Source organism: Streptomyces sp. NPDC088725 (assembly GCF_044751305.1).
Classification (GTDB): Bacteria; Actinomycetota; Actinomycetes; order Streptomycetales; family Streptomycetaceae; genus Streptomyces.
On record NZ_JBIVLO010000006.1, the window covers coordinates 114769 to 129309 of the forward strand.

Below are 14541 nucleotides of genomic sequence, written 5' to 3' on the forward strand. Positions count from 1 at the left end.
GTGACACGGGCACGGCCTCAGACGGCCCGCAGGACGGCGACACAGTTCTGACCGCCGAAGCCGAACGCGTTCACCGCGGCCGCGCGTACGTCGGCCTTGCGCGCGACATGGGGCACGTAGTCGAGATCGCATTCCTCGCCCGGCGTGTCCAGGTTGATGGTGGGAGGAACGACACCGTCCCGCACGGCCAGCGCGCACACCATCGCGGAGAGCGCGCCCGCCGCTCCGATGAGATGACCGACCATCGACTTCGGAGAACTGACCGCCAGGTCGTAGGCGTGCGCCCCGTAGACGTCCCGGATCGCCCGGCTCTCGGTGAGGTCGTTGATCCGGGTGCTGGTGCCGTGGGCGCAGATGTAGTCCACGTCGCTCGCGTCCGTACCCGAGGCGCGCAGCGCCTGCCGCATCGCGGAGACGGCGCCGGCGCCGCTGGGGTCGGGGGCGCTGACGTGGAAGGCGTCCGAGGTGAGCGCGCCGCCGGCCACCTCCGCGTACGGGCGCGCACCCCGCGCGCGGGCGTGTTCCGCCGACTCCAGGACACAGACGACCGCGCCCTCGCCGAAGACGAATCCGTCCCGGTCCGCGTCGAAGGGGCGGCTGGCGCGCGTGGGGTCGTCGTTGTTCCGGGAGAGCGCGCCCATGGTGGAGAGGCCGGTGAACATCACCGGGGTGATCGCCGAGTCCGTACCGCCCGCGACGACGACGTCCGCCTCGCCCGACAGGATCAGCCTGCGGGCCTCCAGCAGGGCGTAGATCCCACTGGCGCAGGCGAGCGCGCCCGCCGTCACGGGACCGTGCACACCGAGGTCGATGGCGACCTCGCAGGCCGGCATGTTCGGGATGACGGAGGAGACGAAGTACGGGCTGACCGTACGCGGATCGGCGTGCATCGCGTCGACGGCCGCCTCCACCCCGTCCATCCCGGCGACCGCGTTGTTGAGCACCACGCCGACCCGCTCCGCGTCGACGCCGCCCGCCTCGGCGCCGACCGTCAGACCGGCGTCGGCGACGGCCTCACGGGCCGCCGCGACGGCGAGCTGGGAGAAGCGGGCCGAGCGCCGCTCCCGTTTCCGGTCCAGCAGCTGGGCCGGGTCGAAGCCGGTGACCTCGCCCGCGATCCTGGTGGGCAGCCGCGACGCGTCGAAGCGGGTGATCGGGCCGATCCCCGACGTGCCCGCGAGCAGCGCCTGCCAGGTGGACTCGCGGTCGTTGCCGACGGGCGTGAGGGCGCCGAAGCCCGTCACCACGACTTGTTGATTGCTCTGCACGGCATTCCTCCTGCTCGGCCGTTGGCCATAACTCGGCCGTAGTGGGACAGAGTCACCGGAGCTGAGCGATTCCCGTATGCGGTGTGGCGTGTCCGATGTGCGTGCTCAGTGTGTTCCGTGTGTTCGGTGTGTTCTGAACGTGACGCGCGGCCCGGGTGATCCGGTGAGCGGCCCGCAGCCCCTCGGCGGTGGCGCGCACCGCGTTGAGCCCGTCGGTCCCGGCGGCCCCGCCCGCCGTCTCGAACGGCACGCCCGCCCGGCGCAGGGTCGCGACGACGTCCCGCTCGCGCTCCTGCCCGGCGGCGAGTACGACGTGGTCGGCCGCGATCAGTCGCCGGCCGCCCTCGGCGTCCAGCACGTACACGCCCTCACGGGTGATCTCCTCGTATGTCACTCCGGTGGCCAGCCGTACGCCGTTGGCGCGCAGTTCCGCCATCACCACCCACCGGGTGCTCGGCCCGATTCCGGTGCCGATCCGGGCGCCGCGCCGCATGAGCGTCACCTCGCGCGGTGCGCGTACGGGCGCCACGCGCGCGGGCGCCGGAACGGCGGGCGCGGGAACAGCGGGCGTAGCGACGGCGGGCTTCGCGACGGCGGGTGAGCTGGACGCCCCGAGCGCGCCGACCGCGTGCGCGGCCAGGAACTCCTCCGGGGTCGGCGCGGCGTCCGCGTTTCCCGTCAGCAACTGCGCCAGGTCCACCGCGATCCCGCCGCCACCGATGACGGCGACCCGCGGCCCCAGCGCGTCCCGGGCCGCGAACGCCTGCGCGTAGTCCAGCACATGGGGCAGCGCCAGCCCCGGCAGCATCGGCCGGTACGGCACCACACCCGTCGCGAGGACCACCCCGTCCAGCGCGCTCAGCGCGGCCACGTCACGGTGACCGATCCGGTGGCCGAGGTGCAGCGGCACACCCAGCTCACGCAGCTCCCGTACGCGAAGACGCACGGTCTCGCCGAACTCCTCCTTGCCGGGCACCAGCGCGGCCATCCGGAACTGCCCGCCGGGCTCGGCCGCCGCTTCGTACACCTCGACGCGGTGCCCGAGTCCGGCCAGCGTGCGCGCGGCCTCAAGGCCCGCGGGGCCCGCGCCGATCACGGCGTATCTGCCCGGCCGGTCCGGATAGCCGCCGGCCGGGAACTCGCTCTCGTAGCCCGCCCGGGGGTTGACCAGGCAGGACACCCGCTCCGTGCCGAAGGAGCGGTCGACGCACGCCTCGTTGCAGGCCACGCAGACGTCCACGAACGCCCCCCGCCCCGCACGGGACTTGGAAACGATCGCCGCGTCCGCGAGGAAGGGCCTCGCCATGGCCACGAAGTCGACCTCGCCACCGGCCAGCACCTCGTCGGCCTGCGCGATCCGGTTGAAGCGGTTCGAGGCGATGACGGGCACCGCGCCGTGTCCGGCCGCGCGCAGCGCCCGCTTGACGTCCTTGGCGTACCCGGCCCAGGTCCCGGCGGGGACCTGGGCCTGCACGGTCGGGACCGGGGACTCGTGCCAGCCGATGCCCACCGCGAGCGCGTCCGCGCCCGCCCCGGCCAGCGCCACGGCCAGCGCGGCCGTCTCCTCGGCGGACGTACCGTCCGGCACCAGATCGGCGCCCGACATCCGGAACAGCACCGGGAACCCGGGCCCGGCCGCCGCCCGTACGGCACGCAGCACCTCCACCGGGAAGCGCCGGCGCCGCTCGGCGTCGCCGCCCCACGCGTCGCTCCGCCGGTTGGTGAGGGGCGCGGTGAACTGGTTGATCAGATAACCCTCCGATCCCATCACCTCCACCGCGTCGAAGCCGAGTTCACATGCCACCTCCGCGCCCCGCCCGAAGCCGGCGATCGTCGCGGTGATCTCCTCCGCCGTCATCTCGCGCGGAGTGGCGCGCGAGAAACGGCTGTACACGGCGGACGGCGCGAGCGGCGCACCGCCGTCCGTGCCCGGGGCGCCGGGCAGCGCGTACCGCCCGGCGTGGAAGAGCTGGAGCGCGATCAGCCCGCCGGCCTCGTGCACCGCGCGCGCGGCCTCGCGCAGGGCCGCCCGGTGCCGCGGGTCGCCGGTCATGCCGTAACCGGGGCCGCCCGCGCCCGCCGGGGTCACGGCGGTGCCACCGGTGACGATCAGCGCGGCGCCGCCCCTGGCCCGCTCGGCGTAGAAGGCGGCGAGCGCGGCGCCGCCGTCGTCCAGGGCCTCCAGATTGAGGTGCATGGCCCCCATGACCAGGCGGTGCGGCAGCGTCAGCCCGCCGATGGCGCCGGGCCTGAAGACGTGGTCGAACACGGTCGGGTCTCTCCTCTCGGTCAGCAAGCGGTGGCGGCGCGCCTCATGCGTCGCGGGTCGGACGGGGCGGCAGCGCCAGCGCCTCACCGGCGTCGGCGAAGAACGGCGGAGCGACAACGCTCAGCCCGCCGTCGACCACCAGGGTCTGCCCGGTGATGTAGCCGGAGCCCTCGCCGAGCAGGAACATGATCGTGTCGGCCATCTCCCGCACGGTGCCGGGACGGCGCGCCGGAATACGGTCGAGCACCCCTTGCATCGGCGCCATGCCCTCGACGTTGTAGAAGAACTCCAGCGAATCGGAGTCGATCAGACCGCCGTTGACCGCGTTGACGTTGATGCCGTACGGCGCGAACTCCACCGCCATGTACCGCACCCAGCTCTCGATGGCGGCCTTCATCCCGCCGAGCATCGCGTAGGTGGGATACGCGCGGACCGACCCGTACGACGACAGCGCGACGATCCGGCCGCCGTCGTCCATCAGCTTCACCGCCTCCTGCGCGCCGAGCACGAAGGGCCGCAGATTCATCGCGTACGAGCGGTCCAGGTGGTGCGGGCCGAGGTCGACGATGTTCTTGAAGGCGCTGGCCGCCGCGTTGGAGACGAAGTGGTCGAGCCGCCCGCAGCGCCTGGCAACCTCGTCGAAGAGCGCCCTGACGCCCTCGGTCGTCTCGACGTCGGCCCGGACCGCGAAGCCCTGGCCACCGGCCTCCTCGATGTCGGCGACGGTCTTCTCCGCCAGGTCCGTGTTCCGCTTGAAGTTGACGACCACCGTGCCGCCCTGCCGGGCGAGGGTGAGGGCCAGGGCGCGGCCGATGCCGCGCGAGGCGCCGGTGATCAGCGAGACCCGCTCGCGTCCGGACCCGTGCCCGCTCCCGTGCTGCCGCTGTTCGTTGCCGCTCATCGGGTCGTTCCCTCCTCGACCTCGGCCGCCGCGCGCTGGAGCAGCTCGCGGAAGACCACTGCCTTCTGCACCTCGTTGGTGCCTTCCTCGAAGCGCTGGGCACGGGCATCCCGGTACACGCGCTCGATCTTCGACGACTTCCAGTAGCCGAGTCCGCCGTGGATCTGCAACGCCTTGTCGGTGACCGTCGTCAGCATCGACACGGCGTGCATCTTCGCCATGGAGGACTGCATGGACGCGTCGTCCGCGTCCTCCTCGAACCGCCGCGCGGCGTGCAGGACCAGCTGCTTCGCCGCCTCGATGTCCGCCGCGTTCTCGGCGAGCATGAACTGGACGGCCTGCCGCTGTGTGAGCGCCTTGCCGAACGTCACCCGCCCGCGCGCGTAGTCGACGGCCAGTTGCTGGGCGCGCTGCGCGAGACCCACACAGCTCATCGCCACCGAAATCCGCGACGGGGTCAGGAACCCGCCGAGGAAGACCTCAAGACCCTGGCCCTCGGCGCCCAGCCGGTGATCCACCGGCACCGGCGTCCGGTCGAAGGACAGCGAGGCGTGGTCCGTACCCGTCACGCCCATCGTGTTCGAGGTGTCCTCGGCGCGCACGCCCGCCGCGTTCCTCGGCACCAGCAGCGCCACCGTGCCGTCGTGCCCCGAGCTGCCCTCGACGCGGGCGGCCAGCAGGTAGTAGTCACAGCGCATCCCGAAGGTGATCAGGTGCTTGTGGCCCGACAGGTAGTACGTGTCGCCCTCGCGGACCACCGAGGTGGTGATGTCGGCGCCGGTCCCGTTGCCCGGCTCCGTGAGTGTGAAGGCGATCTTGATCTCGCCCGTGACGGACGGGATCACGAAGCGCTTGCGCTGCTCGTCGGTCGCGTGCCCGTCCATCGACCGCCAGATGCCGTTGACGACATGCACGATCATCCGTACGGAGCCGTGGGAGCGGGAGAAGATCTCCATCAGCTCCATCCAGCGCGCGAAGCCGAGGCCCTGGCCGCCGTACTCGGCAGGCGCCGCGATCGAGAGGAAGCCGAGCCCGTTCAGCTCGGCCCACAGCGCCTCGGGGACCTCTCCGGTCTCCTCGATACGCTCCGCCCAGCGCTCGCCGGGTCCCTCCACCCATCCCAGGACCTGGGTGCGGAGCCGGTCGAACCGCTGATCTTCTGTCATGTGCTGCTTCTGCCTTCCGTCTTGCAGGTGTTGTATGCGCTGATACCAGTAAAGGTTCGGACTTCTTGCTACGGACTCGGGTGCGAACGCGGTGGTGGGTTCAGGACTCAGACCGTGTCCGCGTGCGGGCGCAATCCGCGCGCCCGCTCGCGCAGCGCGAACTTCTGGACCTTGCCGACCGGGTTGCGCGGCAGCTCGGCAAGCCGTTCCAGCCGCTCCGGCCAGTACTGCTTGGCCACCTGGTGCTCGTCCAGATAGCGCCGCATGGCCGCGAACTCCAGTGCCGCGCCGTCCTCGAGGACCACGAACGCGCAGGCGCGCTCGCCGAGCCGGTCGTCGGGCATGGCCACCACGGCCACGTCCTCGACCGCCGGATGCGCGAACAGCAACTGCTCGATCTCGGCGACGGGAACCTTCTCACCGCCACGGTTGATCACGTCCTTGACGCGCCCGGTGATCCGCAGGAAACCGGACTGGTCGAGGGTGGCCAGATCGCCCGTGCGGTACCAGCCGTCGTCCGTGAAGACCTCCGCCGTCAGCTCGGGACCGCCGAGGTAGCCGTCGAAGACGGTGGGGGAGCGCAGCTCGAAGTTGCCCTCCTCGCCCGCCGGCAGCACCCGGCCCCGCTCGTCCGTGACGCGCAGCTCGACGCCGTCCAGCGCCCGGCCGTCGGATCCCCAGCGCTGCGCGGGCTCGTCGGCCGGGGCCGACAGCGCGCCCAGGCACGTCTCCGTCGTACCGAACGCGCCGCAGACATCGGCGCCGAGCACCCGGCCGGCGCGCTCCGCGAGACCGCGCGGCACCGTCGCCCCCGTCGCCACGAAGATCCGCAGGTGACGCGGCGTCTCGCCGCCGTCCTCGACCGCCTTGACCAGGTCGGACAGGAACGGTGTGGCGGCCTGGACGAAGGTCGCGCCGTGCTCGTTCAGGGACGTGAGCGCCCGCTTGGCGTCCCACTCGGACTGGAGGATCTGCGGTACGCCGAGCACCGTCGCCAGCACCATCCCGTACAGGAACCCGGTCTGGTGGGCGAGCGGTGAGGGCACCCACACGGCGTCACGCGCACCGAGACCCAGGTGCTTGATCTCCATGGAGACGGCCCTGACCAGATTCCGCGACGGCTGCGTCACGCCCTTGGGCTCGCCGGTGGTGCCCGACGTGAACAGCAACTGCGCCGTCGCGTCCGGGTCCGGAACATACGCGTCCAGCGCGGTGCGATCGGTCACCGTCTCCGCGAGCGCCTGCTCCCAGTCCCGTACGACCGGACCGCCGGCCGGGTCGGTCACCTGGCCTTTCGCGGAGTCCGCCGGCAGGTCGGCGGGGCCGCCGGCCGAGGACAGCACGAGGACGTGCTCCAGTGCCCCCCGGTCCCCGTCGCGGAGCCCGAGCACTTCCGCCGCAGGCCCGCGCGTGCGGTAGTGGTCGGCCACGACCATCACCCGCGCGCCGGAACGGCGCAGGACGAAGGCGACCTCGCGCTCCCGGAAGAACGGGATGACCGGGCAGCACACCGCGCCGATCCGCAGACAGGCCAGCGACAGCACCACGAACTCGGCGCGGTTGGGCAGTTGGTACGCGACGTTCTCGCCGGGCCGCACCCCCAGCGCCAGCAGCAGCGACGCGGCCCGGTCCACCCGGTCGGCCAGCTCCCGCCAGGTGACGGTCTCGTCGCGGTCGGGACGTACGTCGATCAGCGCGGTGTCGCCGGGCCGGGCGGCAGCCCGCCGCCGCAGCCATTCGGGCAGCGTGATCCGCGCGGCCAGTTCCGGCTTCGCCACCTCCCTCTCCAGCCGCCCGGCGCCGTTCTTGCCGGCCGCGGGCGCGCTGTTCTCCACCGACATCGGCAGACCCAGCGTGTTCATGGCGTCCAGGAACGTCGGATACGAGATCCGGTACGCGTTCGGATAGGTGAGCGTGGCGTGCCCGCGCGCCCGGGACGACGCGACCGCCAGCGACATCAGCACCCGGTGGTCGTTGAACGACGACAGTTTCGCGCCGACGAGACCCCCCACACCGCGCACCCGCAGGGCGTCGCCGGACAGCTCCAGATCCCCGCCCATGGCGTTGAGCTGGAGCATCGCGGCCGCCCTGTCCGACTCCTTGAGCCGGGTGTGCGCGATGTTCCGGAACACCGACTCCCCGTACGCGAACGTACCGAGCGTGGCGAGGATCGGCAGCATGTCGGGTACCTCACGGCAGTCGACCGTGACGCCCTTCAGCTCGGGCGTGTTCTGCCTGATCCGTACGCCGCCCGCCGCCTCGTCCAGCTCCATGGGCACCCCCATGGAGCGTGCGATGTCCAGGAAGTGGAACTCGGGATGGTCGGCGGGACCGCCTTCGAGCCGGGTCATACCCCGCAGCAGTACGTCCGAGGGGTGGAGCGCGGCGGCCGCGATGCCGAACGCGGCGGAACCGATGTCCGGAGGCAGCGTCAGCTCGGCGGGCCGCGCCTGCTGGTCAGGCTCCACGTCGAAGCGCCGCCAGTCCTCGGACACGGTCACCCGGAGGCCGAACTGACGCATCATCGCGACGGTCAGCTCCAGATACGAACGCTCGTTCAGCTCCCCGTCCACCTCGATGGTGGTCGGCCCGGTGGCGAACGGCGCCAGCAGGATGAGCCCGGAGATCCACTGGGAGAGCGTCCCGGCGATCCGGACCCGGCCGCCCGCCGGACGCCGCCCCTGGACATGGACCGGAGGACAGTCGTCCGCCGCCTCCAGACGTACGCCCATCTGGCGCAGCGCGGCCAGCAGCGGACCCACGGGACGTCTGCGGAAGTACTTCTGACCGGTCACCGTGACCGGCCGGTCGGACAGCGAGGCGAGACCGATCATGAAATAGAGCGTGGTGCCCGAGCTGCCCGCGGAGACGGCCGCGCGCCGCGGCCGGTACCGGCCGCCGAGGCCCCGCACCACAAAGGTGTCACCGTCCGTGGAGATCTTGACGCCCAGACCGCGCAGCAACTGCACGGTGTACAGGACGTGCCGGGCGTCGGACAGCCCGTGGACGCGGCTGACGCCGTCCGCGAGCGACGCGAGGATCAGTGCGCGGTGCGCGTGGTACTTCGAGTTGGGGACAAGGACCTCACCGGTCAACTGGTGCTGGATCCCTTTGACGAGAAGGTGCATGGGGGTGCGTTACTCCCTGGCCATGGGCGGGCACACCGCGTCACGGACGACCGGCGCCAGAAGGCCTGCGGCTCGACCGGCGCGGGGACGCCGGGGCGGCACGGACAGGACCTCGGGCGCGGACGTGCCTTGGCTCGGTGATGGAACCGTCCGCTGGACGGCAGTTGTTACGTTATGGAAGTGGAGCCGGGCAGACGTGTGACGTCGCCGGTCGAACCGCACAGTGGCCCATACGGGGGATGCGCGGTCGGCTGGCTGACCACGAAAACCGGCAGACCCCGCCGTGGCCGCCGCGCCCGCTGCCGCATGGTGCCGCCGACTCCGACTCGTACTCTCCTACGGTTGAGGCGTTTCCGTGCGGAGAATGTCCTCCGGAGGCGTTCTACGGCGAAGGAGTCGCGGGATGACAACAGAGCAAGCGGCCCTGGGTGACGCGGCCTCAGTCCCGGCCGGCGGATCCGGTGAGGCCGTCAGCCGCCAGCAGTGGCGCTGGTCGGTGCTCGCGGGCATGGCCTCGTACCTCGACGCCGGTTCGATCGTCGCGCTCGGCGCCGGGCTCGCGCTGTTCCAGGAGAAGCTGCACCTCGCCGACGCGGGCGTCACCGGCGTCGGCACCCTCGCGGCGCTCGGGCCCAACGCGGTCGGCGCGGCCGTCGGCGCGTTCATCGGCGGCCGTCTCGGCGACAAGCTCGGCCGCAAACGGATCTACCAGTGGGATCTGCTGATCTACGCGCTGGCCATCATGTGCATCGCACTCGCGGTGAACCCCGCCATGCTGTTCATCGGCACCTTCGTGGTCGGCGTGGCCGTCGGCGCCGACGTGCCGACCTCGCTCGCGCTGGTCGGAGAGCTGTCACCGGCGAAGTCCCGGGGCAAGCTGCTCGGCCTCACGCAGGTCGCCTGGAACGCCGGACCGATCATCGTCCTGCTGCTCGCCCTCGGGCTCTCCCGGCTCGGTCTGCTGGGGATCCGTATCGTCTTCCTGCACCTCTTCGTCGTCGCGGTCATCACCTGGGCCCTGCGCAAGGGCATGACCGAGTCCGAGGTGTGGAAGACGGCGGCGAGCAAGGGCGCCGCCGCCACGGCCGGGGTACGGCAGCTGTTCAGCGGGCCCAACCTGCGGGCACTGCTGTGGACCGGCACCATCTACATCTTCTCCAGCCTCGCGGCGGGCACGGCCGGCATCTTCACCCCGTACATGGTCAAGAGCCTCGGCGCGGGCGGCCAGACCACCAGCGTCGCGCTGTCCTGCACGGGGTTCGTGATCGGCATCCTCACGACGTTCCTGGTGTTCATGCGCTTCAGCGACCGCGACCACACCACGCGCCGCGTGATGTGGGGCATCGGGGCGGTGATGGGGACCCTCTCGTACGCGCTGTTCCTGGTGGTTCCCTTCACCGTGCCGACGATCCTGCTCAACACCTTCCTGTTCGGTGTCGGGGCGGCGCTGGCGGGCGAGGCGTTCTACAAGACGTTCAGCCAGGAACTCTTCCCGACCATGCTGCGCGGCACCGCGCAGGGCTTCACGTTCGGTATGGCGCGTACCTGTCTCGGCATCTGGAGCTACTTCGTGCCGCACCTCGCCTCCACCGGTATCGCACCGGTCGCCGCTCTGCTCTCGGTCTTCCTGGTCATCAGCGGCGCGGTCGGTTTCTTCCTCATGCCGGACACGGCGGGCAAGTCCCTGGAGCAGATCCAGACGGAAAGGACCGCCGCATGACAGGGCGTCCGGTGGGTCCTGCCCTTCGGATGGATTCCGCGTCGTCCGAGCTGCTGTCCCGTTTCACCGACCCCGCGCCCGCGTACGGCCCGCTGCCCCTCTGGTGGTGGAGCGGTGCGAAGGTCACCCGGGAGCGGCTGCGCGCGCAGATGGCCGAGATGGTGTCCCAGGGCATCCGCCAGGCCGTCGTGATGTGCCTGGCGCCGACCGGCCCGATGTTCGGCGCGCTCGCCGACGATCCGCCGTATCTGAGCGCGCCCTGGCTGAGCCTGCTCGACCAGGCGTGCGCCGACGCCGCCGAGTTGGGCTTCAGCCTGTGGATGTACGACCAGATCGGGTTCTCCGGCGCCAACTTCCAAGGGCAACTGATCTCCGCGAAGCCGGACTTCGCCGGCCTCACGCTGCACCGGACGACGGTGACCGTGACCGGGGCCACGGCTTCGGCAGGTATGCGTCCGCCCGCCGGGCACACGGCGCTGAGCGCGTACGTCCACGGGCCCGGCGGCCGTACCGCTGTCCCGCTCACGGACGGCGCGGTCCACTGGAGCGGCGGGCCCGCCGAGATCACCCTCGTGCACTGCGGCGCCGGCGGCTTCGACTACTTCGGCGAGGCAGCGTGCGCCGCGCTCCTCGACCGGGTGCACGGCACGCTGGAACGGCATGCGGGCCGGTGGTTCGGCAGCGTCATCGGCGGTTTCTTCCAGGACGAACTGCCCGCCATGCCCACCTGGGGCCGCGACTTCGCGGCCACTTTCACCGAGACGTACGGCTACGACCCCGTCCCGGAGCTGTGGGCGCTCTGGGAGGACGAGACGGATGGCGCGGGCGCGGATGCGGGTACGGCCGCGCAGGCCGCGCGGGTACGCCGCGACTACCACGAGCACCGCGCCCGGCTCGGCCGCCGTGCCTTCTTCGGCCCGCAGCAGGCGTTCTTCGACCGGCACGGCCTGATCTGCGGTTTCGACCAGCCGTCACCGGCCCGCGAGGGCGACCCGGTCGGCGGGGTACGGGTGTACGGCGACTACCACGCCACCCACGCCGGTTACGGCGCCCCGGGCAGCGACCACTGGGGCGACGCCAAGGTGCACAGCTCCATGGCGCACGCCCACGGACACGGCCGCACCTGGATCGAGGCGTTCCACTCCTCGGGCTGGGGCGGCACGCTGGAGGAGACGTACGACTGGCTCGCGCCGTTCCTGCGCAGGGGCGCCAACCTGTATGACCCGCACGCCATTTACTACAGCACCCCCGGCGGCTGGTGGGAGTGGGCGCCGCCGTCCACCTGCTGGCGCCAGCCGTACTGGCCCGCGTACCACGTGTTCTCGACGGCCGTGGCGCGGCTCTGTTCCGTACTGACCCTGGGCAGCCACGTGTGCGACACGATCCTGCTGTCGCCGACGACGACCGCGCAGAGCTGCCTCACCCTTGAAGGACCGCTCGCTCCCGCGCGGGCCGCGAGCGCCGTCTACCACGAACTCAACGGCGTCAACACGTGGTTCGACGAGCGGCGCGGTGTGCTGGAGCGCGCGGGGCTGGACCACGACGTCTTCGACGAGACGACCCTCGCCCGTGCGGGCATCATGACCGACGCGACGGGCGCGGCGGTATTGGAGATCGGTGGGGAGCGCTACCGGACCGTCGTCCTGCCGGAGCCGTGGGCGCTGCACACCGCCGCCGCCCGCACCCTCGTCCGCTTCGCGGAGGCGGGCGGCCGGGTGGTGTGCGCGGGAAGCGCACCCCGGGTGTTCCTGGGCGCGGCGGCCGACGAGGACGCGGCGGCCGGCAAGCTGTTCGCCGAAGCCGTCGACCGGCGGCTGATCACGGTGGTGGACAGCGCGGCCGACGTCCCGGCAGCGGTCGCGGGGGGCCCCGTACGGATCACCTCGGACGCCCCGTACCTGCTGCGCCGGCACGGTGACGCATACGTACTGACCCTGATCGCCCACGACGAGATCAGCGGCACCAGGGCGCCGGTCGTCACCCTCGACGCGGACGACCGGCTGACCGGAGGAAGCTTCCCCTGGCAGGAGTACTGGCGCCAACTGCGCACCGAAGGCTACGACTTCAGGCCATCGGTGGAGCGTCGTGCCAAGGTGTCCGTCCAGGGCCTGCCCGAACAGCCGCGCGTCCAGCGCTGGGATCCCGGCACCGGGAACCGCGCCGAACTCGCCGTCACCCAGGGGCCGGACGGCAGTTGGCTGCTCGATGTGCCGTTCACGGACGGCCCCGTCGCTCTTCTGGTGATCGCCGGTGAACTTCCGCTGCCGACCCACGAACTGCTGGGTCCGGTAACCAACAGCATTCATGTGAAAGGCCCTTGGCGCGCACTCGCCGTCTCGACCCTCGACAACAGCCGGGGCGACCTCGCGGCGGCCGACCGTCCCGGGATCCTGCCCGTCGAGGTGTGGCGCATGGAGCACCGCGAGGACGAGAATCCGGAGTGGGGCCAAGCGACCGCCGGATTCGGCCCGTTCGCGCACGTGCGGGAAGGAGCGGGCGACTGGCGGCCCGCGCACTGGTCCCTCTCGCGGGGCATCCGCGACGACATCGCACACGACGAGCGCCTCGGCCCCAAGGGATATGTCCCCGAGGAATTCCTCGACTGGCGCAAGGTCCCGGCGGACGGCCTCGTCGCCGTCCGCACCCACCTGACCCTTCCGGGCCCGGAGGACGTCTCAGCCGACTCCGGCCTCTTCCTCGCGGTGGGCGCGAACGCGGCCCGCCGCGTGCTGCTCGACGGCACCGAACTGACCGCCCCCGGCGAGGGATACCAGACCTTCAGCCCACTGCCGCCGGAGGCGTACGGCCGTGACGTCGTCGTGGAGATCGAACTGCGGGCGCTGGAGGACGGACCCGTCCGCGCGTCCTTCGCGGTCGTCTCCGACCCCGGCGCCTTCCGCCGTCCCGAGTGGATGACGGCCGGCGACGGCTCCGTACCCGGCAGAACACACGACCTGACCCTGCGCGCCCACCTGGACGAGATCCCCGCGGAACCGGTCGTGCAGGTCAGCAGCGACGGAGCGTGCGCGGTGCTCGTCAACGGCCAGGAGGTGGGCCGTCAGGGCGACTTCAGCCCGTACCCGGACGACCGCGAGGTCCGCGTCCACCCGTACTCCATCGGCGAGCGGCTCCGCACGGGCGAGAACACCCTCACCCTGCGGGTCACCGACGCGGGTACGGCGCCCACCGCGGCCGCCCTGGACTCAACTCCTGCGGCGCGCGGCGGTCTCGGCTGGCTCAGCGGCGCACACTGGCAGGCCAGTTGCGAGGGCGCGCCCGTACCGCTGCGCCCGCGCCCCTCGCACGGCGGCCGCGACCCGCGGTTCATCTGCGCCTGGGCGCGCCCGCATCCGCTCCCCGGCGCCCACTGGCTGGAGCCCGCGTCCGCCGCAGCCGGTGTCGTACGGCCACTCGTACCCGACACGGCACCGGGGCCCGAACGGGTGGAGTGGCTGCGTTTCACAGCTCCGCTCGGTACGACGGCCCTGCGGATCCCCACCCCGCTGACCTGCTCCGTTCTCCTGGAGGAGGCAGGAGAGGCCGGGGGCCAGGAGTACGGGACAGACGCCGAAGGGTGGGTGCGGTTTCCCGGCCCACTCGCCGCAGGGGCCACGGTGCTGGTCCGGATCGTCGCTGTGGACGGCCGCAGGGGCGGCGCGCTGCTCGACGCCGCGGTACGGGCGGAGGTCGAGGAGACGGACGTAACGCTCACGGAATGGGCCGAGTTGGGCCTGCGCGCCCTCGGCGGATACGTCCGCTATCGGACGACCGCGTTCCTGCCCGACGGCCCCACGGGTCGGACGCTCCTCGATCTCGGCGACGTCCGTGGCACCGCTGAAGTGACGGTGAACGGAAGGCCCGTGGGGCAGCGGGTGTGGGGACCGTGGACCTTCGAAGTGACCGACACACTGCGCAAGGGCGCCAACGACATCGAGGTCGTCGTACGAGGCACCCTCGCCGGCTACCTCGAGGAAGCGTCTCCCACCCGCGCGATCGCGGCGGGACAGGTGCGTACGGGCCTGTTCGGTCCGGTCAGGATCACCGGCCGGTGACATGCGTCCGGGCGGACGCGGTCGTCACGGCGTCCGC

At 71.9% G+C, this 14541-nt stretch carries 7 protein-coding genes; 2 read left to right on the plus strand and 5 right to left on the minus strand.

Going from position 1 to position 14541, the window contains the following annotated elements; translation table 11 throughout:
• Positions 1-17: 17 nt before the first annotated feature.
• From fabF to aroA, 5 genes are all read right to left on the minus strand, one after another.
• Positions 18-1268 carry a beta-ketoacyl-ACP synthase II gene (fabF, locus tag ACIP6N_RS16865; RefSeq protein WP_401816394.1) on the minus strand — a complete coding sequence of 417 codons (1251 nt, stop codon included), beginning with the start codon at positions 1266-1268 and terminating at the stop codon, positions 18-20.
• A 52-nt stretch (positions 1269-1320) separates the two neighbouring features.
• Positions 1321-3537 (minus strand): FAD-dependent oxidoreductase, encoded by a 2217-nt coding sequence (locus tag ACIP6N_RS16870; protein WP_401816396.1) that lies wholly within the window; start codon positions 3535-3537, stop codon positions 1321-1323.
• 43 nt (positions 3538-3580) lie between these two features.
• Positions 3581-4438: an SDR family oxidoreductase gene (locus tag ACIP6N_RS16875; RefSeq protein WP_401816397.1), complete on the minus strand. Its 858-nt coding sequence runs from the start codon at positions 4436-4438 to the stop codon at positions 3581-3583.
• Positions 4435-5604, minus strand: a complete 1170-nt coding sequence (locus ACIP6N_RS16880) for an acyl-CoA dehydrogenase family protein (protein WP_401816398.1) — start codon at positions 5602-5604, stop codon at positions 4435-4437. The genes ACIP6N_RS16875 and ACIP6N_RS16880 overlap by 4 nt, the downstream gene beginning before the upstream one ends.
• 107 nt (positions 5605-5711) lie before the next feature.
• On the minus strand, positions 5712-8732 hold the full coding sequence (gene aroA, locus ACIP6N_RS16885; protein WP_401816399.1) for a 3-phosphoshikimate 1-carboxyvinyltransferase: 3021 nt from the start codon (positions 8730-8732) through the stop codon (positions 5712-5714).
• 403 nt (positions 8733-9135) lie between these two features.
• Here aroA and ACIP6N_RS16890 point away from each other — a divergent pair, with 403 nt between their 5' ends.
• Complete coding sequence (locus tag ACIP6N_RS16890; RefSeq protein WP_401816400.1) at positions 9136-10452, plus strand: MFS transporter; 1317 nt, start codon at positions 9136-9138, stop codon at positions 10450-10452.
• Complete coding sequence (locus ACIP6N_RS16895; protein ID WP_401816401.1) at positions 10449-14504, plus strand: hypothetical protein; 4056 nt, start codon at positions 10449-10451, stop codon at positions 14502-14504. Before ACIP6N_RS16890 ends, ACIP6N_RS16895 begins: the two co-directional genes overlap by 4 nt.
• The last annotated feature ends 37 nt before the right edge of the window (positions 14505-14541 follow it).